The organism is Oceanobacillus luteolus (assembly GCF_042678205.1).
In the GTDB taxonomy this organism is placed as follows: Bacteria; Bacillota; Bacilli; order Bacillales; family Amphibacillaceae; genus Oceanobacillus; species Oceanobacillus luteolus.
In genome coordinates this window covers 24699-45658 of the sequence record NZ_JBHUDE010000166.1, presented here as the reverse complement: position 1 = coordinate 45658, position 20960 = coordinate 24699, and the positions used below count along the sequence as shown (strand labels likewise).

Annotated in this window: 23 protein-coding genes and 1 riboswitch; of the genes, 2 read left to right on the top strand and 21 right to left on the bottom strand. The window is 37.9% G+C overall.

Going from position 1 to position 20960, the window contains the following annotated elements:
- Nucleotides 1-3 precede the first annotated feature (3 nt).
- From nusB to ACFSBH_RS20595, 15 genes are all read right to left on the bottom strand, one after another.
- Nucleotides 4-387: a transcription antitermination factor NusB gene (gene nusB, locus ACFSBH_RS20665; RefSeq protein WP_379599503.1), complete on the bottom strand. Its 384-nt coding sequence runs from the start codon at nucleotides 385-387 to the stop codon at nucleotides 4-6.
- A gap of 155 nt (nucleotides 388-542) precedes the next feature.
- The gene (locus ACFSBH_RS20660) at nucleotides 543-929 is read right to left on the bottom strand and encodes an Asp23/Gls24 family envelope stress response protein (protein WP_251510163.1); all 387 of its coding nucleotides are present in this window, start codon (nucleotides 927-929) and stop codon (nucleotides 543-545) included.
- 25 nt (nucleotides 930-954) lie between these two features.
- Entirely contained in the window at nucleotides 955-2310 is a 1356-nt protein-coding gene (gene accC / locus ACFSBH_RS20655) for an acetyl-CoA carboxylase biotin carboxylase subunit (RefSeq protein WP_379599500.1), read from the bottom strand.
- A gap of 15 nt (nucleotides 2311-2325) precedes the next feature.
- Complete coding sequence (accB, locus tag ACFSBH_RS20650) at nucleotides 2326-2829, bottom strand: acetyl-CoA carboxylase biotin carboxyl carrier protein (RefSeq protein ID WP_251510161.1); 504 nt, start codon at nucleotides 2827-2829, stop codon at nucleotides 2326-2328.
- A gap of 416 nt (nucleotides 2830-3245) precedes the next feature.
- On the bottom strand, nucleotides 3246-3809 hold the full coding sequence (locus ACFSBH_RS20645) for a SpoIIIAH-like family protein (protein WP_251510160.1): 564 nt from the start codon (nucleotides 3807-3809) through the stop codon (nucleotides 3246-3248).
- An 11-nt stretch (nucleotides 3810-3820) separates the two neighbouring features.
- Nucleotides 3821-4441 carry a stage III sporulation protein AG gene (spoIIIAG, locus tag ACFSBH_RS20640; protein ID WP_251510159.1) on the bottom strand — a complete coding sequence of 207 codons (621 nt, stop codon included), beginning with the start codon at nucleotides 4439-4441 and terminating at the stop codon, nucleotides 3821-3823.
- Entirely contained in the window at nucleotides 4438-5052 is a 615-nt protein-coding gene (gene spoIIIAF / locus ACFSBH_RS20635; RefSeq protein WP_251510158.1) for a stage III sporulation protein AF, read from the bottom strand. Before spoIIIAF ends, spoIIIAG begins: the two co-directional genes overlap by 4 nt.
- Nucleotides 5053-5062: 10 nt before the next feature.
- Nucleotides 5063-6232, bottom strand: coding sequence for a stage III sporulation protein AE (gene spoIIIAE, locus ACFSBH_RS20630; protein WP_251510157.1), 1170 nt, complete (start codon nucleotides 6230-6232; stop codon nucleotides 5063-5065).
- An 11-nt stretch (nucleotides 6233-6243) separates the two neighbouring features.
- Entirely contained in the window at nucleotides 6244-6636 is a 393-nt protein-coding gene (spoIIIAD, locus tag ACFSBH_RS20625; RefSeq protein ID WP_251510156.1) for a stage III sporulation protein AD, read from the bottom strand.
- 92 nt (nucleotides 6637-6728) lie between these two features.
- Nucleotides 6729-6929 carry a stage III sporulation protein AC gene (gene spoIIIAC, locus ACFSBH_RS20620; protein ID WP_251510155.1) on the bottom strand — a complete coding sequence of 67 codons (201 nt, stop codon included), beginning with the start codon at nucleotides 6927-6929 and terminating at the stop codon, nucleotides 6729-6731.
- An 18-nt stretch (nucleotides 6930-6947) separates the two neighbouring features.
- Nucleotides 6948-7460 carry a stage III sporulation protein SpoIIIAB gene (spoIIIAB, locus tag ACFSBH_RS20615; protein WP_251510154.1) on the bottom strand — a complete coding sequence of 171 codons (513 nt, stop codon included), beginning with the start codon at nucleotides 7458-7460 and terminating at the stop codon, nucleotides 6948-6950.
- Complete coding sequence (spoIIIAA, locus tag ACFSBH_RS20610; RefSeq protein ID WP_251510153.1) at nucleotides 7457-8380, bottom strand: stage III sporulation protein AA; 924 nt, start codon at nucleotides 8378-8380, stop codon at nucleotides 7457-7459. Before spoIIIAA ends, spoIIIAB begins: the two co-directional genes overlap by 4 nt.
- A gap of 172 nt (nucleotides 8381-8552) precedes the next feature.
- Entirely contained in the window at nucleotides 8553-9113 is a 561-nt protein-coding gene (gene efp / locus ACFSBH_RS20605; protein ID WP_251510152.1) for an elongation factor P, read from the bottom strand.
- 18 nt (nucleotides 9114-9131) lie between these two features.
- Nucleotides 9132-10193 carry a M24 family metallopeptidase gene (locus tag ACFSBH_RS20600; RefSeq protein ID WP_251510151.1) on the bottom strand — a complete coding sequence of 354 codons (1062 nt, stop codon included), beginning with the start codon at nucleotides 10191-10193 and terminating at the stop codon, nucleotides 9132-9134.
- A gap of 80 nt (nucleotides 10194-10273) precedes the next feature.
- The gene (locus ACFSBH_RS20595; protein ID WP_379599495.1) at nucleotides 10274-10780 is read right to left on the bottom strand and encodes a YqhR family membrane protein; all 507 of its coding nucleotides are present in this window, start codon (nucleotides 10778-10780) and stop codon (nucleotides 10274-10276) included.
- A gap of 324 nt (nucleotides 10781-11104) precedes the next feature.
- On the opposite strand from ACFSBH_RS20595, the gene ACFSBH_RS20590 reads away from it, so the two are divergent.
- A complete protein-coding gene (locus ACFSBH_RS20590) occupies nucleotides 11105-11482 on the top strand; it encodes an SA1362 family protein (protein ID WP_379599494.1) in 378 nt (125 codons plus the stop codon).
- Nucleotides 11483-11539: 57 nt separating this feature from the next.
- Here ACFSBH_RS20590 and ACFSBH_RS20585 read toward each other — a convergent pair whose 3' ends face one another.
- From ACFSBH_RS20585 to ACFSBH_RS20575, 3 genes are all read right to left on the bottom strand, one after another.
- Entirely contained in the window at nucleotides 11540-12430 is an 891-nt protein-coding gene (locus ACFSBH_RS20585; protein ID WP_379599493.1) for a patatin-like phospholipase family protein, read from the bottom strand.
- 229 nt (nucleotides 12431-12659) lie between these two features.
- The gene (gene mntR, locus ACFSBH_RS20580; protein WP_251510146.1) at nucleotides 12660-13082 is read right to left on the bottom strand and encodes a transcriptional regulator MntR; all 423 of its coding nucleotides are present in this window, start codon (nucleotides 13080-13082) and stop codon (nucleotides 12660-12662) included.
- A gap of 192 nt (nucleotides 13083-13274) precedes the next feature.
- On the bottom strand, nucleotides 13275-15845 hold the full coding sequence (locus ACFSBH_RS20575; protein ID WP_379599492.1) for a vitamin B12-dependent ribonucleotide reductase: 2571 nt from the start codon (nucleotides 15843-15845) through the stop codon (nucleotides 13275-13277).
- Between the two features lie 304 nt (nucleotides 15846-16149).
- Here ACFSBH_RS20575 and ACFSBH_RS20570 point away from each other — a divergent pair, with 304 nt between their 5' ends.
- Nucleotides 16150-16521 (top strand): rhodanese-like domain-containing protein, encoded by a 372-nt coding sequence (locus ACFSBH_RS20570; RefSeq protein ID WP_251510144.1) that lies wholly within the window; start codon nucleotides 16150-16152, stop codon nucleotides 16519-16521.
- 136 nt (nucleotides 16522-16657) lie between these two features.
- Here the strand turns inward: ACFSBH_RS20570 and gcvPB are convergent, their stop codons facing one another.
- From gcvPB to gcvT, 3 genes are read right to left on the bottom strand one after another with little or no spacing between them, the layout of a single operon-like run.
- Nucleotides 16658-18127, bottom strand: coding sequence for an aminomethyl-transferring glycine dehydrogenase subunit GcvPB (gene gcvPB, locus ACFSBH_RS20565; protein WP_251510143.1), 1470 nt, complete (start codon nucleotides 18125-18127; stop codon nucleotides 16658-16660).
- Nucleotides 18120-19469, bottom strand: a complete 1350-nt coding sequence (gcvPA, locus tag ACFSBH_RS20560; protein ID WP_251510142.1) for an aminomethyl-transferring glycine dehydrogenase subunit GcvPA — start codon at nucleotides 19467-19469, stop codon at nucleotides 18120-18122. The genes gcvPB and gcvPA overlap by 8 nt, the downstream gene beginning before the upstream one ends.
- Before the next feature lie 13 nt (nucleotides 19470-19482).
- Entirely contained in the window at nucleotides 19483-20598 is a 1116-nt protein-coding gene (gene gcvT / locus ACFSBH_RS20555; RefSeq protein ID WP_379599489.1) for a glycine cleavage system aminomethyltransferase GcvT, read from the bottom strand.
- Between the two features lie 224 nt (nucleotides 20599-20822).
- Nucleotides 20823-20915, bottom strand: a riboswitch (glycine riboswitch).
- Nucleotides 20916-20960: the final 45 nt, after the last annotated feature.

The window sequence follows — 20960 nt, the reverse complement described above, 5'->3', positions numbered from 1 at the left end:
CCCTCACTTTTGAACGATTTTAGATAACACACCATTAATAAATTTCCCTGATTTCTCATCACCATAACGATTGGCCAGCTCTACAGCTTCATTGATTGAAACATTCGTAGGAATGTCGTCCAGATATTCAATTTCAAAAGCAGCAAGACGTAAAGCTGTTCTCTCTACAGAAGCTAAACGATCTAGAGACCAATTTTCAAGATGTCTGGAGATTGTATCGTCTACTTCCTGCTTTTTATCCATTACTCCTTCAATCAACTGCTTGAGGAATTTATCGTTATTTTGCTCTTCTAGGTAATCTTGTACGATGTGATTGTCGACCTCATCATTTATATCTATTTGAAAAAGAAATTGAAATGCTTTTTCTCTTGCTTCTCTTCGTTTCATCCTATTGCTCCTTTTACACGTTTCTTCACAAATAATAACATGTTTTACAGTTTGAATGCTACTCACAGGAGATTCTTACGTTCCCGTTATGTAATAGTATTCCCATCATATCAGAATAAAAGAAGGCCAAAGTGATTAGCTCTGGCCTTGGTGTCTTACTCTTTATCTTCTTTTTCATCCATATGAATGCCGACTACATGGATATTAATCTCCGAAATATCAAGTTGAGTCATCGTCTTCAAACTTTGTCTAATATTCGTTTGCAGTTCCTGAGCAACTTTAGGTATGGAGGAACCAAAGTGTAGAATACAATATACGTCAATGTTAATTCCGGTGTCCGTAAGTTCAACCTTCACACCTTTGTTATGAGTTTGCTTTCCAAATCGTTCTGCTACTCCAGATGCAAAGTTGCCACGCATGGCATATAATCCCTTAACGTCCGTTGCTGCAATACCTGCAATCACTTCAATTACTTCTGGGGCAATTTCCACTTTACCTAAGGACGTGTCGTCACTAACATTCAATAATGGTTGTTCACTCATGAAATCACACCTTTTTAGTAAGTTGTCATTTTTTCTCAACGATTGGGTTTTCATCAAGGAAGTTCGTATTAAAATCTCCATTTTGGAACACTTCATGCTCCATGATTTGACGGTGGAATGGAATGGTTGTATGAATTCCTTCAATAATAAATTCATCGAGCGCACGTTTCATTTTTTTAATAGCTTCGCCTCTTGTTGGAGCGTATGCTATAAGTTTTGCAATCATCGAATCATAATATGGTGGAATTGTATAACCGGTATATGCTGCTGAATCCACACGGATACCGAACCCACCTGGCGCAAGATACATATCTATCATACCGGCAGACGGCATAAAGTTCTTGTACGGATTTTCCGCATTGATTCTGCACTCGATAGACCATCCATTAAATGTGATATCCTCTTGCTTCAGACTAAGCTTTTCATTATTTGCTATTTTGATTTGTTCTTTTATCAGATCAACACCGGTAACCATTTCCGTAACAGGGTGTTCCACTTGAATTCTAGTATTCATTTCCATGAAATAGAATTCCTGTGACTGACGGTCAAAAATAAACTCAATCGTACCTGCGCCAACGTAGTCAACTGCTGCAGCGGCATTAACAGCTGCTTCACCCATCTGTTTCCGAATTTCTGGTGTAATCGCTGGAGATGGTGTCTCTTCAATTAATTTTTGCAATCGACGTTGAACGGTACAATCACGTTCGCCCAAATGAATGATATTACCATGTTTATCCGCAAGAACTTGAATTTCCACATGGCGAAAGTCTTCGATGAATTTCTCTAGGTATACTCCCGGATTGCCAAATGCAGTTTCCGCTTCCTTTTGTGTAACCCGAATTCCTTTAATCAGGTCTTCCTCATTTCTTGCTACACGAATACCTTTACCACCGCCACCTGCAGTAGCTTTAATTATAACTGGGTAGCCAATTTTCTCGGCTACTTCCCTTCCCTCTTCTTCAGTTTCAATAATTCCATCTGAACCGGGAACAATCGGCACGTTAGCCTGCCTCATCGTTTCACGAGCGACGTCTTTTATGCCCATACGTTGAATAGCTTCAGGTGTAGGTCCAATAAACGTAATATTACATGCCTCACACATTTCAGCAAAGTCAGCATTCTCAGCTAAAAACCCATATCCTGGATGAATCGCATCCACATCTGTCAATGTTGCGAGACTCAAGATATTAGTAAAATTAAGATAGCTATCCTTGCTTAATGTTGGCCCGATACAATACGCTTCGTCAGCCAATTGAACATGTAACGATTCTTTATCTGCTTCCGAATAGATTGCGACTGCCTCAATGCCCATCTCATGACAAGCACGGATAATACGAACAGCAATCTCGCCTCTATTCGCGACTAATACTTTCTTAATCATTACTCCATCCCCTTATTATTTCTTTACACGGAATAATGGCTGACCATATTCCACTAATTCTCCATTTTGCACGAGTATTTCAACGATTTCTCCGCTCACTTCAGCTTCAATTTCGTTAAATAACTTCATCGCTTCTACGATACAGACAATGGATTGAGGTTCTACTTTCGTTCCAACTGTCACATATGGATCATCTTCAGGTGATGGTGCAGAATAGAATGTACCAACCATTGGTGAGACTACTTCATAATCGTAATCCACCGTTTCTGTCGATACTTCTTGTTTCTCTTGTTTTACGGTTTCTTGTTTCACTTCTTTTTGTACTTGCACTGTTTGTTCTTGAGCTTGTGCTGTTGCCGGCACTTCAATCACTTGTGTTGCTGGACTCGCAGCCTTAGATACAACTTCCGTTCCCTTCTTCAAAGTAACTGTTGTACCATTCGACTCATAATTGAATTCTGTAATAGAAGATTCATCAATTAGTTTGATGATTTCGCGTATCTCTTGTACTTTTAACATCAGTAAACGCACCCCTTATATGTTTTGTATACGGTATATTTTACTTAATTCATGCAAACCTCACAACTACATCGAAAACTTAGATGTTCACTATGCCTATGCCATTTCACTTTATTCTAAGCCAATGCTTTATCGATAGGCAAGTGTAACAACAGAAATATGTAGTATGGTTTCCATCTATCCATTATATCAGTAGTGAATGACTATAGCTAATAAAATTATAAGTTACAATTAGAAGCTGGTGCTATAAAGGAATAGAGCATAAATTAAATACTGATCGAACTAAAATACTTTTCATTTGTGATTAAGCTACGCAGTCCTGGGGAACGATGAGCATAGGATACGGATTGTTATTCGTGAATCGGCTATGAAATAATAAATCCAGACGAATATTCGTCTGGATTTTAATAGATTATTTATCTAGCAGAAGCAGATTGATAGTTTACTTCAACAGTTACATCGCGATTAAATTCATCTCTTACCATTTGCATAATTTTTAGTGCTTCTTCGCTGGATAACTCGTCCGCACGCACTTGGACATGCACTTTATCGTCGTCGGAACTTCTAACCAAGACATCTTCATAACCCGCTTCTGAGACGATGGATTGTTCCAGAATCTTCTCTTTCATTTGGATTGTTTCCAGTTCGTCAATCCCTTTTAAAGCATTATCTTTTTCTTCTATTGAAGCCGTACTTGAGGAAACAATCGCTTCTAAACGGGATTTTTCCATACTGCGATCATCTTGCACTTCCATTCGAATCATATCGAATAATTCATCACTCGTGACATTTGTAATATCAGTTACCTCTGCTTCAGCAGAATCCTCTGTGGTTGATTCAGTTTGCACTACTTCTTCATTCTCATCGCTTCCTTGATTCACTAAGGTTAAATCGTCATTTGGAGACATAATATAAAAGACACTTAACACAACCAATAAACTTAACATCGTAAGTAACCAAACCGTTTGTTTTTTTAACATGATACTCCTCCTTAATCTTTAGGCATTACAGAAATTCGGTGGGTAGGAACATCTAGGACACTAGATATTGCCTCAATAATCCAACTTTTTACATTTGCTTTTTCAGCACCTTTTGCTACAACGAAAACACCCCTTACATCCGGACGTTTCGTTTGTACAAGTATAGGCTGTTCGGTATCCCCTTGCCTGACTAAAACCGTTTGCATATCTTCTGTACGATCCTCCACTTGTCTGGTACCACCACTTTGATCTTCTTCACTAGTCGTTTGCGTGCCAGAAATGAGGTTATGCTCGTACACTTTTATATCAGATGAATCCAAATTAACCATTACTTCAGCTTCTGATACCCCTTGAATTTTGTTGAGCATCGTTACTAAATCTTGTTCATAACTGCGGGCCAATTCGTCAATCTCTGAAGCTGGACTCGTTGCTGCTTCTCCAGCCTGTGTTTTTTGCTCTGTTACCGGTGATTCATATTGTGGTTCTAATTCATCTTTCTTATTAAACAACAGGTTACTCATTAAAATTAACAACAAGCCAACTAATCCTATAATCAAAAAGTATTTTGGTTTTAGAGTCATCTTTTCTCTTCCAGAATCATTTGAAAGCAACTTATCAAGAAGTCGTTTCAAGATGTCCCCCCTTCCCAGTGAATAGTAATTTTTTTATCTTCCAGCTCCCATTTATCTCTCAACAGTTTGATAATGCTTTCATCCATTTCTCCATCTTCTTCAATTTCTGATGAATTGATCACGATTTGTTCGATTGGTTTTATATTTCCTTCCCCGTCAGCCCCTTTCTCTAAATAAACGATAACCTCTGTCAGTCCTTCGTATGTCTTGGTTGTCTCGTCCTCAAACTGAAAATTTATATCTGTTATGTGAGCATCATGTTCGTCAAGCAGTTCTTCGTTTGTGAGAGATTTTAATTGGACAGCCATTTCTTCTAAAATATATGCATCATGTGTTGATTCTATTTCACTTTTTTGCATTTCTATTGAACTTTCCATTCTTTCCATCTCCCCATCCATTTCAAATAGATTTCTGTAGTTATTATTTATGGCCCCCTCAAAGTCCAAATTAAAGAGCGAAAAGATTGGAGTGAGTAAAATTAAAATCAAGATTAAACCTAATACGAGTTTGATATACTTACTCATTGCAAGATTTGGTGTAAGTAAATCAATGATAGTCGCTAATAAAATAAATATAATAATTTGTGTAATCCAATCTGATATAAATTCCATTATCATCACTCTACCTTAGAAGGAGTGTCAGATTACTTGCCGCAACAATTAGCACAATCGCAAGTAGAAACATGAAAGAGACCGCGAGAAGGCAAGCTAATACATACAAAATATACGTGCTCAGTGATTGTAGGGTAGTAATGATCGGCCCCTTGCCAAGCGGCTCCAAGATTGCCGCTGCCAATTTATAAATAAAAGCAATGACAAGAATCTTAATAGCTGGAAACAAACAAATGAATAGTATTACGACGAGTCCGACTATACCTAAAGAATTTTTTAAGAGGAGACTGGCAGATAAAATAGTATCTGCTGCATCCGTGAAAGTTCTACCGACTACCGGTATGAAGTTGCCTGTGATGAATTTTGCGGTCTTCATTGCTACTCCGTCCTGAATCGCACTAGCTGCACCCTGTACGGACATGACCCCAAGAAAGACTGTAAATAATACACCAAGACTGCTTATCGCTACAGAGCGAAGCAAATTCGCTAGGTTCGTTACTTTATAATTATCAGATAGACTGCTTATAATGACTAGAAGCACAGCAAATGACAACAGGGGAATTGCAAAATATGAAATAAAGACGCCAGTGAAATGAATGAGAAAAATAATTATTGGATGAAAAAACGATACAGCAAATATGTTCCCGAAGGTAACCATGATTCCTAAAATCAGTGGCAATAGACCGATCATAAAACTGCTCATCGTATCGATTGCATCTTTTGCGTAAGTGACAACCGTAAAGAAGCTGGAAAGAGCAATAAAAATCAAAACTAAAAACACGACAAAATACGCAATTTTACTTACGGTGCTTTTCTCAAAAGCTGCATGCATGGACTGAAGGATCATGGAAAATATAGTTAGCAATAATAAGCTTCCAAGTAATTTACCATTGAAGATTAGTTCATGAAACAAAAAATCCATAACCCCTCGGAAAACTTGTTTGAAGGAAAAACTGTCTGTATTTCGAATAAAATCTTTCAGCGACGTACGATCAACCTCTGGTAAATACCCTCCGTATTCACTACCAATGTTTTCCCAGTATTCCTCTACAGATTCTAATGAGATATCATCAATTAGTTGTTCTTGGATTTGCAAATCCCCATCTTCTGCTTTAACGATTATGGGAAACCATAAAGTGATGAATAAGATGATGAAACCCATAACTAATTTTTTAGTCATATGCTTGCTCCTTAAACCGTAGGCAGAAAATTTACAATTGCTTCAATTACTGCTGTAATTATAGGTATGGCAAGTAGAAGAATAAATATTTTTCCAGCAAGTTCAATATTCTTAGCAACCGAGTTCAGCCCTGCATCTTTCGTCATGCTCGCACCCAGTTCAGCTATATAAGCAATACCAATAATTTTCAATATGGTTTCGAGATATAATCCGGGAACACTCGCTTGCTCTCCCAATGATTGGATGACCTGAAATATTAAACGGATTTGTTGGATGACACTAGAGAAAATGATGATTCCCACTAAAATAATGATAAAAAACGCAAAACCTGGATTAATATCTTTTAAAATAATAAAGATTACACTAGCAACTATTGAAATAATAACTAATTGTAATATATCCATATTTTTCTCCTAAGGATTTATTACTTGTCCAATAAAAGTCATTTCGGCTATTAACAAGTGTATTGGAATAATTTCATAAATCTTCTATTCTCCTAAAATAGAAAAACCGATTTTATCTGATTAAATAAATCACTCAGCCCATTAATGACAATATAGAGAACGATAATAAATCCAACTAAAGTTGCGAACTGTGCTATTTCTTCCTTGCCCATCTGCTTTAATATCGTATGGATCAGAGCAAGGATGATGCCAATGCCTGCGATTTGAAATAAAACAGATATATCGGTGAGCATGCTCTTACCCCTTTCTGACTAGACGAGCAGTAACACGATAAATACACCTAAGAGCACACCTAAACTTCTGGCTAGTTTACTGTATTTATGATGCTCGTCCCGCGCATCTTCAAGTTCACGTTCTAAATGAGTCAAAGCAAGACGTATTTGTTTTTGCTGTTGGATAAAATCATGTTGACCTAGTGAACTGCCAAATTGTTTAAGAATCTCAACCTCATTCTTTCTGTAACTGGCTAATTCGGCCAACTCCTCTGCCCTCTTATTCCAAAGTATCGTAAAATCTGTTTCAGCTGTTTTCATATCTTCACTAAGCAGATGGAAAAATTGACTGACTGGGAATGGCAGCTGGTTTGCAATTGTACGAAACGCCATTTGGAGGGGTGATTGACTATACGTTATTTCAGCTTCCAAAAGCTGCAATGCACTTTGCAGTTGCCTAATATGCTTTGGTCTTTTCTCAAATCGATTACTTATATACATCCCTATACATGTGGAAGCGATAATCAGTAATACAGCACCAAGCCACTTCATTTCCATCTGTCCCCATAATGTTGAATTCTTTTCCCATTCGAATCGAAAACCTGCACTTGATGATACGTAGATGTGCGTTTGCCAAGAACAATAAACCGTTTGAAAACTCCCGCTTTAACCATATTTTCTAGTAGCGGACGTCGCTTAATATCATCTAAAGCCTGACCGTGGATGGAACAAATAATCGTTACTCCAGAGTGGATCGCTTCCCAAAGTGCATGGATGTCCTTTTCCCCACCGATTTCATCTGCTACCAAAACTTCTGGTGACATAGAACGAATCATCATCATCATTCCTTCTGCTTTTGGACAACCATCCATTAAATCGGTCCGTAATCCAAGGTCATGTTGTGGAACGCCAAGTATAGAAGCCCCAATCTCCGAACGTTCATCGATGACGGCAACCTTCCTTGCAAATTTGTCTTTCCAACCTGAAGAAATAATTCTAACTATATCGCGGATCAACGTTGTTTTCCCTGACTGGGGTGGGCCGATTACTAATGTATTTACGTAGTTGTCTTCATAAATGAATGGTATAAAGGGCTCGGCAACACCTATTTTTTGTCTTGCTACACGAATATTAAAGTAAGAGATGTTCTGTATGGTTTTTACGGAACCGTCCATGGTGTTGACTCTTCCCGCAATCCCCACCCGATGACCACCTTCTATGGTGATATAACCTTCTCGCAATTCGTTTTCTAACCGGTATAAGGAGTACTCGCTCAATTGATTCAACAAAAACATACCGTCATTTTGACTAGGTAAAACTTCTGTTATCCACTCCACTTCATCTTCAAAGATCAATTCAATGGGCTGATTGATTCTGCAGCGAATTTCTTCAAGCTTGTCCCAGCGGTTCCCAACTCTTAGGGCAACCCAGCTTTTTAAATCTGGTGGAAAAATTCGCAATATCTCTTTCATATAACTTTTTCTCCTATCCTTTCTCGGTTGAAGACTATATAGAAAATGTATGAAGAACAAATTAAAATATGCTTATTACATCTATTCATAGAGGAAAATTCAGTGAGAGGATTTGGGGTAGAAATACAAAAAGGGCAGCATGATGTTCATGCTACCCTCATTTTATATAGTATTAATGTGCACGTGAAACGTATTTTCCTTCGTCTGTACTGATGACTAGTTTGTCACCTTTGTTTACAAAGAGTGGGACTTGGACAATCAGGCCCGTTTCTAATGTAGCTGATTTAGAGCCGCCGCTTTGCGTATCTCCCTTTATGCCAGGTTCTGTTTCCACGACTTCAAGTTCTACGTTTTTAGGCAGATCAATCCCTAAAATTTCTCCCTCATAGGATACAATAGAAACTTCCATGTTTTCCTTAATAAATTTCAATTCATGCTCTAATCTGTTGGCAGGGATTTCAATTTGTTCATACGTATTCGTATCCATGAAAGCATATGAATCTCCTGAACCGTAAAGGTACTGCATCGTTTTTGTTTCTATATGTGCCCGCTCTACTTTTTCACCGCCACGAAATGTTTTATCTTGAATGTTCCCATTTCGTAAATTACGTAATTTACTGCGAACAAACGCTGCACCCTTTCCTGGTTTTACATGTTGGAATTCAATAACCTGTACAAGATCACCATCTACTTTAATGGTCAAGCCAGTTTTAAAATCGTTTACTGAAATCATAATTTTCCTCCTTGAACTCTACAGTTGAATAAATTCTTTGGTGGAGAAGGTCAATCGCTCATTTCCTTCTTCCGTGATTACAATATCATCCTCAATACGACAACCACCGAGACCTGCAACATAAATACCAGGCTCTACTGTAACTACCATACCAGGCTTAAGCGTCTCTTTAGATAGATGAGAGAGTCTTGGTGCTTCGTGTACTTCCATTCCCAGGCCGTGTCCTGTGGAATGACCAAAGTTTACACCATATCCCATTTCCTTGATATAATCCCTTGTTATCGCATCTGCTTCCTTACCGGTCATACCCGCTTTGATTTCATTTACCCCGCGTATGTTTGCCTCTAACACAATATCATAAATTTTCCGAAGGTCATCGCTGACTTCTCCAACCGCTACTGTGCGAGTTATATCGGAGCAGTAACCATTGTATAGCGCTCCGTAATCCAGCGTCACTAATTCGCCAGATTGGATTTCTTTCTCAGATGCTACGCCATGTGGCATTGCTGATCTGTATCCAGAAGCAACAATCGTATCGAAGCTTGAGGAGGTTGCTCCATTTCTTCTCATGAAAAACTCCAGCTCATTTGCAATCTCGATTTCTTTTACCCCTGGTTTAATATAGGATTGTATGTGTGTAAAAGCATCGTCGGCTATTTTTGCTGCCTGCTTCATAACAGCTAGCTCTTCAGGAGATTTAATTGTACGTAGGCTTTCTACAAGCCCACTTACTGGAAGCAATTCTACATCAAATGTTTTTTTATAGGTTTCATATTGTCCATATGTAGTATGGTCTTTTTCAAATCCAACACGTTTTACCTGTAGAGCATTCAATTGTTTTTTGATTTCTGATTCCAAGCCTTGTTTATGTTCGATTATCTCGAAACCTTCAGCTTGCGCTGCCGCCTGTTCTGTATAGCGGAAATCCGTAATGAATAATGCATTGTTTTCCGAAATGATTGCTACACCAGCAGTTCCGGTAAAACCGCTAATGTATCTTCTGTTTATTGGACTAGCGATTAGAATAGCATCTAGTCCATGGTCCTGAAACTGCTGCCGTAGCTTTTGTAATTTAACCATTTTCTCATTCCTTCCCTGCGCATACATCGATAATATATCATGTTTTTTAGTTTATCATAATGTTTGCAGGAATGGTAACGTTAGCTTTCCGTCTTTTGCTCCAAGGACCTTATCTGCATCTCATGGTAATCGTAGGAAATAGAATATCCCACAAACAGACCATATAATATAAATACACATAATGTAGTTATCCATGTATTTGCATCAAGTTCCAGCATTCTCTTCGTGTATGGAAAAATTGGTTGCAGAAGAAAGAATACGATTGTCCATAGTACAATTCCATAACCGACACCAACCCACATGGAATCTATTTTTCTGAATATCATATGGTAAATAACTGCGGGAACTAAGGATAAAATACTTGCTATAATAATCGCTATCACATGTCCGGAGAAGCGGTCAACCCACCCTTCCTGAACCCAAGGCTTCAATAAATATGTCTTTGGTGAAATTTCGGAGAAATTAAAGTAATAGGAAACAGCTAATAATGCACTCCAGATGAAACCACCAACCAATCCAATAACTAGCGCTCGCACAAATAACGTTCCCGTACTAGGAATCTGTGCACTTTTATTGTCGTTTTCCATCTTCGATCACCTCCATTTGTAGTATGACCAATCAATTCTATTTCTATCATTGGAAGAATGACTAAAATGTCATGATTTTGTGAATTAAAATTCTGAAAACCGATAGTTTTATTATGATGTTTTTAGTACAATTAAGATAAGGGACCTATTCTCCTACGGGATTCAGACTTTCACATTCTTTCATGTATAGTTTTTTGCAGATAGTCAAGACTGGTAATGGTTTTACCTATTGAGCACATGGAAATTTCTGAGTTTCCTAAAAGCGAAGTTGTGGTATATGCTAGTAGTATGTATTATTTGTTCGATGGAAAGGAGGACTTCTTCATGAAGCGTAAAAAAATAGCTTACCTATTCTACCTCATCATGATTCTTGCTGGATTTGGACTCGTCACGCAGTTGTTTGGAAATACTCGAGGTTTCTTGACTAGTATGTTTATGATGCTTGGTTTTGCTGTAGCTATTTTTGCGTTACTTTATTTTCTTGTCAACCGATCAAGAGGTTCGTCCGACGAAATGAAAAAGTACAAACAAGCAGTCAAACAATCAAAATCAAAATACAATCAAGCTGCACCAAAAAAAACTGCACACGTTCCTGCAATAAATAAAAAAGCCGCTACGGCACGTAAAGTGAAAAAACGACCTACCCATTTACGTGTCATTGAAGGCAATAAATCTAAAGAAAAAGACCGAGCAACTTTCTAAGTAACTCGGTCATTTTTATTTGGTTTTATAGACTGTTTCGGTATGTTTTTGCTATCTTCATCTCGGCCATCTTGCTAAAAAAGTATCTGCTCTTGCTTTTCCCACTGCAGCCAAATGCGACTTTTCCTCATCAGATATATTTAAATCTGTAGCTAGAATATTTTCAACAGGGATAAAAAGTATATTGTTTTCCTCCGACTTTGAGATATACCTCATGTCATGTGCTTTTTTCATTGTATGGAATAATGCATAAAACATATTGAATGCATTTGTAATTTTCTCTTCTTGGTTTCCTTCACTATCTTGTTCAGTCAATTTTATACCTAATACCGGGCGCAGCTGATGCTTTTTTTGTCCAAATAACCACAGAGGGAAATTACTTAATAAACCACCATCAACAATAATGTTCTTTGTTCCTTTTTTTCCTGGAAGCTTCTTAGGCATAAAGAAAAAAGGAAAACCTGCACTCATACGCACCGCTTTTGCAACTGGAAAATCATTCGGGTGGATTCCGTAATATGCCATTAAATCATCCGGAAAAACGACAATTCTCCCCATTGACAAGTCACTGGCGATAACTTTTAAATAACCTTCCTTAATATCTTTAAATGTTCTAATATTTTTCGCAGCTAACTTTTCCGTGAGCCATTCTTCCAACTTATCTCCCTTATAGATACCCATTTGAAAATATAATAAAGGCCATTTTAGTAATGGAAGATATTGGGTAATTAATGGTGGATCCATAAATAATTTAACATCCAATTCATAAATAAGTTTTTCGATTTCTTCATATGAGTAGCGAGCAGCTATTAATGCAGACACAATCGCACCAGCCGATGTACCGGCAGTGCGTTCGAGCTGAAGTTGGTGATTATCGATGCTCTCCAGTACTCCCATATAGGCATAGGCTTTCACCCCACCACCCGAGAAAACTGCATCAATCCGCATGACTCTCCCCCTAAATGTTTAGATAGTATTATATTTACTAGGGTGAGATGTTGTTTTAGAACTATTTTTTCATATATGAACCCTTTACATACTTAACTGAGCCGCCCACGGAAAGCGAAGGTGTTTTGGGTGTGCGGGGCATAGGCCTAAATTCACTTATCAGCAATCTATTTAAATTATTCATAAAAAAACACGCAAAAGTTAGGATGAGTCTGCTAAACTTGCGTGTTTATTTATTTTTGGATAATTGCTGTATTTCTTTTAAATCTTTCAATCGATTCTCATCTGCCTTAAAATAATTGACTAAATCACTGATGCGATCAATTGAATTCCAACTTAAATGATGTTCAATTCCTTCAACATCGTTGTAGATATTCTCTTTATCCACTCCAATGATTTCCAAGAACTCTTCAAGCAAATCATGGCGATATAACAACCTTTCACCCATTTCTTTGCCTTTCGATGTTAAAACGAATCCACGATATTTCTCATAATTGACATATTCACTTTTATCCAGTTTTTGAATCATTTTTGTAACAGAGGAAGGATGGACATCCAGTTCTTCTGCCATGTCCGATACTCTGGCATAACCTTTAGTTTCAATGAGGATGTATATTTGTTCAATATAATCCTCCATACTTGGCGTTGGCATAATAACACTCCATTTCATTGTGCATCTTTTTTTATATAGCGCAACATTTTTTCTATTACATAAAGGATATCGTAAAAATTATGTTGGAACAAGTAATTATCCTTAGAAATGAAAAAAAGACCCGTTAGAAGGAGCAACTTTACATGATTAACGTAAGATTGCTTCCTAACTAACAAGTCTTTTAATTAGCTATTATAAACCACATTTTAATTGGGCACCACAGCTTGTACATGTATTACATCCACCAATTTCTTCAACATTACCTTTACGGCAAACTGGGCAAGTATCCCCGATTTCCGATCCGATTTTAACATTAGTGGAGTCTAATTCTTGAATGGTGTCCATTAATACTACTTTCGGTTTATCGATTTCATTTTCCTCATCAAATAACTCTGTCTGCTCTCCAACTGTGTTTTCTTCAGCTTTCAGAGTCAGAACTTGGGAATCTCTACTACCATCTACATAAACCGTTCCACCTTTTGCTCCACCTTTGTATAAACGTTCATACACCTGTTCCACTTGCTCTACAGTGTATCCTTTTGGAGCATTAACAGTCTTCGAGATTGAACTATCTACCCAACGCTGAATTACACATTGTGTATCTGCATGCTCTTCCGCTGTTAGATCCATGGAAGAAACAAACCAATCTGGTAAGTTATTAGGATCAACATCAGGGTTATTTTGTAGATACTCTTCAACAATTCCTGCATTTACTTCGATGAATTTTCCTAAACGCCCACTTCTAAAGTAAGAGAAGGAGAAGTATGGTTCAAGTCCTGTGGAAACCCCAACCATTGTACCTGTGCTTCCTGTTGGAGCTACCGTCAACAGGTGAGAGTTACGTATTCCGTATTTCAAGATATCTTGACGGATATCCTCAGGCATTGTCTTCATGTAACCTGTATTAATGAAAGCTTCTCTCAATCTCATTGTCTCTTCTTCCGTCTCTCCAACTAAGAAAGGAAAACTTCCTTTTTCTTTTGCGAGTTCAATGGATGCACGATAAGCAGTAGTTGCAATTACCTCAAACACTTTGTCAACAAGTTCGTTACCTTCTTTTGAACCATATTTCGTTTCACAGTAGATTAATAGATCATGCAGCCCCATTACCCCTAAACCTACACGACGTTCGCCTAGTGCTTGTTTACGGTTTTCTTCCAAGAAGTAAGGAGTCGCATCGATTACGTTGTCCTGCATCCTCACACCTGTTCGTACGGTTTGTTTAAGCTTTTCAAAGTTAACCGTCTTATTTTCTTTATCTGCCATTTCAGCAAGGTTTACTGCTGCAAGGTTACAAACACTATATGGTGCCAATGGTTGTTCACCACATGGGTTTGTTGCAACAACTTGCTGGCCATATGCTGATGCATTTGTCATATCATTGGCATTGTCTATAAAGAAAATTCCTGGTTCTGCGGAATATGTTGCACAAACATTAATTAAATTCCAAAGTTCTTTTGCACGAATTTTACGGTAAACACGAACGCCATATCCCATTTCTTCCCACTTACGCACATCACCGACTTCATGCCATTTTTCATTATATGCCTTCATTTCTTCTGGTGAATAATTTTCCACATCCGGGAAGCGCAGTTCATACATTTCGTCATTCTCTACAGCTTCCATGAACTCTTTAGTAATACAAACAGAAATGTTTGCACCCGTTAAGAATTCAGGATTATGAACGCTGTACGTTCCGCCTTCCTTCAATTTCAATTCTGCTTCGCGCATAGCATCTTCGGTGAAGCCACCTAAACCTGGGAAATGTTTGTAGTTCACAACACTTGTGTACAGATCTATTTCTGTTTCAGTTAATGGTTTAAAATTCAACTTTTCTTTAGCTAATCGTTTAATTTGCTCGTCCTCTGTATTCTCAATCAAATATCGTAGAATACGTGGATTTTGCATTTTAGAGATGATAAATTCAATAATATCTGGATGCGAATCTACGAGCATTATCATTTGAGCTCCACGTCGTGAACCTCCTTGTTCAACAAGGTGTGTAAGCTTTGCGATATCGTCTAACCAGGAAACGGAACCAGATGATTTTCCGTTTACTCCGCGAGCTAGTGTATTTCTAGGACGGAGAGTCGAACCGTTTGTTCCTACGCCACCGCCGCGTGACATGATTTCCATCACTTGTTTGCGGTGATCAGAAATACCCTCTCTTGAATCCTTTACATAAGGCATCACATAACAGTTAAAATAAGTTACCTCTGTATTTGCCCCAGCACCGTAGAGAACCCGTCCAGCTGGTACAAAGTTTAAGCTTGCCAATTCATTATAAAACTCATCGAAGGATTTCATTTGTTTTTCTTCAGATTTTTCAACAACTGATAAACCTGTTGCATTTCGTTTTGCGATTTGCTCATAAAAGATTTCCAATGGTTTATCAATAACATCTAGGGAACGGGTGATGATACCAGTTTTTACTTCATCTTCATTGTCCAACGCTGATAAAAACTCATCTAAGACTTTGACTTTCACTTCATTTGCTTCCCAATCAATCGCTTGTACAAATCCTAATCCTCTTGCTGGGAATTTCGGATCAGATTTTACAGTCAAAACGACAAAATCCCCGACTTTTAGTGTCACTTTCTCTGTATCCTTGTAAGCATACCTATCAAGCATTACCAATCTGGAAACGCCTGAATGGGTAAGCTTCATATCTTCGGTTATCGGATGGACAGCATCAAACAACTCAATGTCCTTATTCAATGAAGCAATATCAATTCCATTTACTTTTTCTAAAACTGTCGACATTAAATCGCTCCCTTACTCATCTTTTTCTATTATTTATGTTATAATTACTAAGTACCACATCTTCAATGTTTTAAAACAACATGTTGTAGTATTAATGTATAAGTCATACTATATATTGTGTTAACACCTTTGTCAATCGTTTAATCCCGTAGTTTTTTTATGTAAAACACCAATAAGCAACATAACTCGACATTTTAAGAATAAAAACTATGGAGTTAAATAATGACAGCACAAAAACTTTCCATGTAATTAAAAGTATTTTATAATAAAACAGATTAGATATGTGAAAGACGGGGGAAATTAAATGGAAGTATTAATTATTGTTTTAGTAGTACTATTAGCTATATCAATTTTCCGTTATTATAGACAGAAAATGTATCTAAGTGTACTGACACAAGATCAATGGATCGAAGGATATCGTAAAGCGCAATTGATTGATGTCCGGGAGCCACAAGAATTTGATGCAGGACACATCCTAGGCGCCAGAAATATACCTGTTACTCAATTAAAGCAACGATTAATCGAAATTCGTAAAGATAAACCAGTATATTTATATTGCCAAAAAAGCAGCCGTTCTGCACGTGCAGCGCAAATCCTCCATAAAAATGGCTACAAAGAGCTTTATCAATTAAAAGGCGGATTTAAAAACTGGACAGGTAAAATCAAGGCAAAATAAGAACAAAATAAAGAGCTATACCGGCGAAAATAATTTCCGGTATAGCTCTTTTATCCGATTACCATTTCGATAAATTCATAATATCAACAAATATACACCTGCCCTATTCATAGGCAGGTGTATTTCATTAGAATGATTAATTATTCTCTTCACTTACGTAGCGCAAAATTGGCTTACGCGATGCTGTGGCCTCATCCAAACGTTTTACAGCTGTAGTCTGTGGAGCTTCCTGCACAATCTCCGGGTTAGTCTTCGCTTCCTCAGCAATTTGGAGCATTGCATCGATGAAACCATCCAATGTTTCTTTCGACTCCGTTTCAGTAGGCTCAACCATAATTGCCTCTTCCACAATTAATGGGAAGTAAACTGTAGGTGGATGAATTCCTAAATCCAACAGACGCTTAGCAATGTTTAATGTCTTCACTCCGTTTTTCTTCTGTTTATTACCAGATAAGACAAATTCATGCTTACAATGTTGCGTAAACGGAAGCTCGTATTCTCCTTCAAGGCTACGCATAATGTAGTTTGCGTTTAGTACCGCGTATTCACTTACCTTCTTCAGGCCTTCAGGACCCATCGTGCGGATATACATATATGCTCGCACATTTATTCCAAAGTTTCCGTAATAGCCTTTCACCATACCAATAGATTGCGGCAAATCATAATCCAGATCATATTCACCATTATTTTCACGGACTACTGGTTTTGGAAGGAATGGCGCGAGCTCCTCAGATACACCAATAGGTCCTGATCCTGGACCCCCTCCACCGTGTGGGCCAGTAAATGTCTTATGCAAGTTCAAGTGGACCGCATCAAACCCCATATCTCCAGGACGAGTATAACCCATAATTGCGTTTAAGTTTGCACCATCATAGTACATTTTTCCACCAGCATTATGAACAATCTCTGACATTTCCAAGATTTCAGTTTCGAACAGACCTAAAGTATTAGGGTTTGTTAACATAAGTGCTGCAGTATTTTCATTAACGACCTTTTTCAAATCTTCAACGTCCACTAGCCCTTTTTCATTGGACTTCACTTCAACTACTTTGAAACCTGCAACTGCAGCAGAAGCAGGATTTGTACCATGGGCAGAGTCCGGCACAATAACCTCATTACGATGGTGATCACCGTTTGCTTCGTGGAAAGCTTTAATCATCATTAAAGCAGTCCACTCTCCTTGTGATCCGGCAGCAGGCTGTAGAGTGATTTCATGCATACCTGTAATCTCTTCAAGATGGACTTGCAAATCATACATCAATTCAAGTGCACCTTGTACTGTTTTCGGATCCTGATAAGGATGGATATGACTAAATCCAGGGAGTCTTGCAATATCCTCGTTGATTACCGGATTATATTTCATCGTACAAGACCCTAGCGGATAGAATCCGGAAAGGATACCGAAGTTACGATTGGATAATCCGATATAATGGCGCATTAATTCCAGCTCACTGACTTCTGGTAATGCAGCATCCGTCTTACGTACATATTCATCTCCAAGTTCCGCTTCCAAATCAACTTCTGGAACATCAAGCGGCGGTAGATTAAATGACGTTCTACCTTCTTTATTACGTTCAAATATTAATGGAAAGTTCTCTTTAGCCATTGATATCCCTCATTTCTTTTACGAAAGCATCGATTTCTTCTTTAGAACGAATTTCTGTTGTCGCAATCAGCATGTGGTTTTCCAATTCTGGGTATACTTTGCCAAGATCAAATCCGCCAATAAATCCTTTTTCAAATAACTCATCATTTACAACAGATACCGGCTTGGAAAGTTTAACTACAAATTCATTGAAAAATGGTCCATCAAATTTAGCTGATAAATTTGCTTCTGCTAACTTTTGCTTTGTATATCTTGCCTTTTGCATATTTAATTTAGCCATTTCTTTAACACCATTCTTACCTAGAGCACTCATCGCAACTGAGCTAGCTAAAGCGTTCAACGCCTGGTTTGATGTGATGTTCGATGTTGCTTTCTCACGTCTAATATGCTGTTCTCTTGTTTGTAAAGTTAAAACGAACCCGCGTTTTCCATCTTGGTCTACCGTTTGACCAACTAAGCGACCAGGTACTTTTCGCATCAGCTTTTGAGTCGTTGCAAAATAACCACAATGTGGCCCACCAAATTGTGCTGGAATACCAAACACTTGTGTATCACCTACAACAATATCTGCGCCAAATTCACCAGGAGGAGTCAAATACCCAAGTGATAATGGGTTACTGGAAACGACAAACATCGTTTTCTTTTGTTGTTTAATCAGTTCATTAATCTTTGCCAATGGCTCGATTTGACCGAAAAAGTTAGGATATTGAACAAGAACTGCAGCAGTATTTTCATCCAGTTCCTTTTCCAATTGTTCTAAGTCAGTCACACCATCTTTATAATCGATCTCAACGATTTCTAATTTCTGTCCATTCGCAGCGGTTTCAACAAGCTGACGATATTCCGGATGCAAGGCAGCTGAAACAAGGACTTTTTTGCGTTTTGTCTGGCCAACACTCAAATTGACTGCTTCGACTACAGCCGTTCCTCCATCATATAAGGAAGAGTTGACGACAGGCATTGCCGTTAATTCCGATATCATCGTCTGGAATTCAAACATAGCCTGTAATTCGCCTTGTGTGATTTCCGGTTGATATGGTGTGTAAGCTGTATAGAATTCTTGTCTTGAAATGACGTGGTCAACAACGGATGGAATGAAATGATCATATACACCCGCCCCTAAAAATGATCGATACTCTGTTAAGTTCGCATTTTTACTTGCCATTTCTGTAAGTTCTTTTTTCAACTCATATTCACTTGTTGGTTTTTTAAGATTTAATTCCCTGTCCAGTCTTACTTCTTGTGGGATATCGGAAAATAACTCTTCAGTGGATGATACACCGATTTTATCCAACATTTCCTTTTTGTCGGTTTCAGTCATTGGTAAATAACGAAATTCCATTACTATGTCCTCCCTATTTATCTCGTTTATAAAATGGTGTTGCTACCACTTTTGCTTTTAACTGGCGCTTTCTTACTTGCACTAAAACTTCTGTTCCGATTTCGGTATAGTCGATATCAAGGAGAGCACGACCGATATTTTTCTTTAAAGTCGGTGATTGTGTACCTGTCGTAACATGTCCAATTACCTTTTCATCAGATACTACGTCATAGCCTGTACGTGGAATTCCTTTATCAATCATCTCAATACCTACTAATTTTCTCGTTACACCATTCTCAATCTGTTGTTTAAGTACATCTTTCCCAATAAAGTCGGCTTCCTTATCCACTTTTACTGCAAATTTAAGACCTGCTTCAACTGGTGTAATTGTTTCGGAAAGCTCCTGACCATATAATGGCAAATTGGCTTCAAATCGCAAGGTGTCCCGTGCACCAAGCCCCGCTGGAACAATTCCGTCTTCCTTACCACTTTCTAAAATGAGGTTCCAAAGTTCAGCGACACTTGCTGGTGCTATATAAATTTCAAATCCATCTTCACCGGTGTATCCAGAACGTGAAACTAAAGCTTTATCAGCAATTCCTTCAAAAGCCACATCCGATTCAAATCGGAACGGCTTAATATCTGAGAGATCCGTTTCTGTGAGTTTTTGCAGAATTGATTCCGCTAAAGGACCTTGAATGGCGAGTTGTGCATAGTTATCAGAGTCATTAACGATTTCCAGTTCACTTTCCGTATAACTATTATGTTTTGTGAGCCACTCGTAGTCTTTATCAGTATTCGCCGCATTGACGACAAGAAGGTAATTATTTTCCTCCAACATATAAACGATCAGATCATCAACTACTCCACCATTTTCATTACATAAAAATGTATAATGTGCTTTTTTCGGTGATAGTTTACTAATATCATTAGTAGTCATCTTTTGAAGGTATTCAACAGATTTTTCCCCTCTGACAACAATTTCGCCCATATGAGATACGTCAAATAGACTCGCTTTTGTTCTTGTCGCTTCATGCTCTTCTTTAATCCCAGAAAATTGAACCGGTAAATCCCAGCCTCCGAAATCAATCGTCTTAGCCCCATATTTCTCATACTCCGGATAAACTGGTGTCTTTTTTAAAGTAGTCACCTAATGTCCACTCCCCTCAAATAATTAATAAACTTATTATGCATTAATAATGAAACCTGAATAATTATAGTATATTCAGATTTTTTAACAAAAAAATAGAGATTTCCTTATTAAAGAAATCTCTGTCCTTGTACCAGAAAGTTGCATATTTACATAGAAAATCTTCTAAGTAAATACTTGCTTCTTGGGTGGTTTACAGGATATGTAAACGCTCTCCAGAGTTGTGTCCAATAAGAGTCTTTTTGCCTGAGAGATTCGTCTTCAACTTGCTCCTTCGGCGTTACATCAAATGATGTAATCTCTCCCCTTATCTTCATCCACGGCATATATTTTCAGTTAATGGTAAAACTACATCTATAATA

What these genes read in the sequence shown, in the direction of transcription:
- nusB (WP_379599503.1), bottom strand. Translation starts at nt 387, where the DNA reads ATGAAACGAAGAGAAGCAAGAGAAAAAGCATTTCAATTTCTTTTTCAA.
- ACFSBH_RS20660 (WP_251510163.1), bottom strand. Translation starts at nt 929, where the DNA reads ATGAGTGAACAACCATTATTGAATGTTAGTGACGACACGTCCTTAGGT.
- accC (WP_379599500.1), bottom strand. Translation starts at nt 2,310, where the DNA reads ATGATTAAGAAAGTATTAGTCGCGAATAGAGGCGAGATTGCTGTTCGT.
- accB (WP_251510161.1), bottom strand. Translation starts at nt 2,829, where the DNA reads ATGTTAAAAGTACAAGAGATACGCGAAATCATCAAACTAATTGATGAA.
- ACFSBH_RS20645 (WP_251510160.1), bottom strand. Translation starts at nt 3,809, where the DNA reads ATGTTAAAAAAACAAACGGTTTGGTTACTTACGATGTTAAGTTTATTG.
- spoIIIAF (WP_251510158.1), bottom strand. Translation starts at nt 5,052, where the DNA reads ATGGAATTTATATCAGATTGGATTACACAAATTATTATATTTATTTTA.
- spoIIIAE (WP_251510157.1), bottom strand. Translation starts at nt 6,232, where the DNA reads ATGACTAAAAAATTAGTTATGGGTTTCATCATCTTATTCATCACTTTA.
- spoIIIAD (WP_251510156.1), bottom strand. Translation starts at nt 6,636, where the DNA reads ATGGATATATTACAATTAGTTATTATTTCAATAGTTGCTAGTGTAATC.
- spoIIIAC (WP_251510155.1), bottom strand. Translation starts at nt 6,929, where the DNA reads ATGCTCACCGATATATCTGTTTTATTTCAAATCGCAGGCATTGGCATC.
- spoIIIAB (WP_251510154.1), bottom strand. Translation starts at nt 7,460, where the DNA reads ATGAAGTGGCTTGGTGCTGTATTACTGATTATCGCTTCCACATGTATA.
- spoIIIAA (WP_251510153.1), bottom strand. Translation starts at nt 8,380, where the DNA reads ATGAAAGAGATATTGCGAATTTTTCCACCAGATTTAAAAAGCTGGGTT.
- efp (WP_251510152.1), bottom strand. Translation starts at nt 9,113, where the DNA reads ATGATTTCAGTAAACGATTTTAAAACTGGCTTGACCATTAAAGTAGAT.
- ACFSBH_RS20600 (WP_251510151.1), bottom strand. Translation starts at nt 10,193, where the DNA reads ATGGTTAAATTACAAAAGCTACGGCAGCAGTTTCAGGACCATGGACTA.
- ACFSBH_RS20595 (WP_379599495.1), bottom strand. Translation starts at nt 10,780, where the DNA reads ATGGAAAACGACAATAAAAGTGCACAGATTCCTAGTACGGGAACGTTA.
- ACFSBH_RS20590 (WP_379599494.1), top strand. Translation starts at nt 11,105, where the DNA reads ATGAAGCGTAAAAAAATAGCTTACCTATTCTACCTCATCATGATTCTT.
- ACFSBH_RS20585 (WP_379599493.1), bottom strand. Translation starts at nt 12,430, where the DNA reads ATGCGGATTGATGCAGTTTTCTCGGGTGGTGGGGTGAAAGCCTATGCC.
- mntR (WP_251510146.1), bottom strand. Translation starts at nt 13,082, where the DNA reads ATGCCAACGCCAAGTATGGAGGATTATATTGAACAAATATACATCCTC.
- ACFSBH_RS20575 (WP_379599492.1), bottom strand. Translation starts at nt 15,845, where the DNA reads ATGTCGACAGTTTTAGAAAAAGTAAATGGAATTGATATTGCTTCATTG.
- ACFSBH_RS20570 (WP_251510144.1), top strand. Translation starts at nt 16,150, where the DNA reads ATGGAAGTATTAATTATTGTTTTAGTAGTACTATTAGCTATATCAATT.
- gcvPB (WP_251510143.1), bottom strand. Translation starts at nt 18,127, where the DNA reads ATGGCTAAAGAGAACTTTCCATTAATATTTGAACGTAATAAAGAAGGT.
- gcvPA (WP_251510142.1), bottom strand. Translation starts at nt 19,469, where the DNA reads ATGGAATTTCGTTATTTACCAATGACTGAAACCGACAAAAAGGAAATG.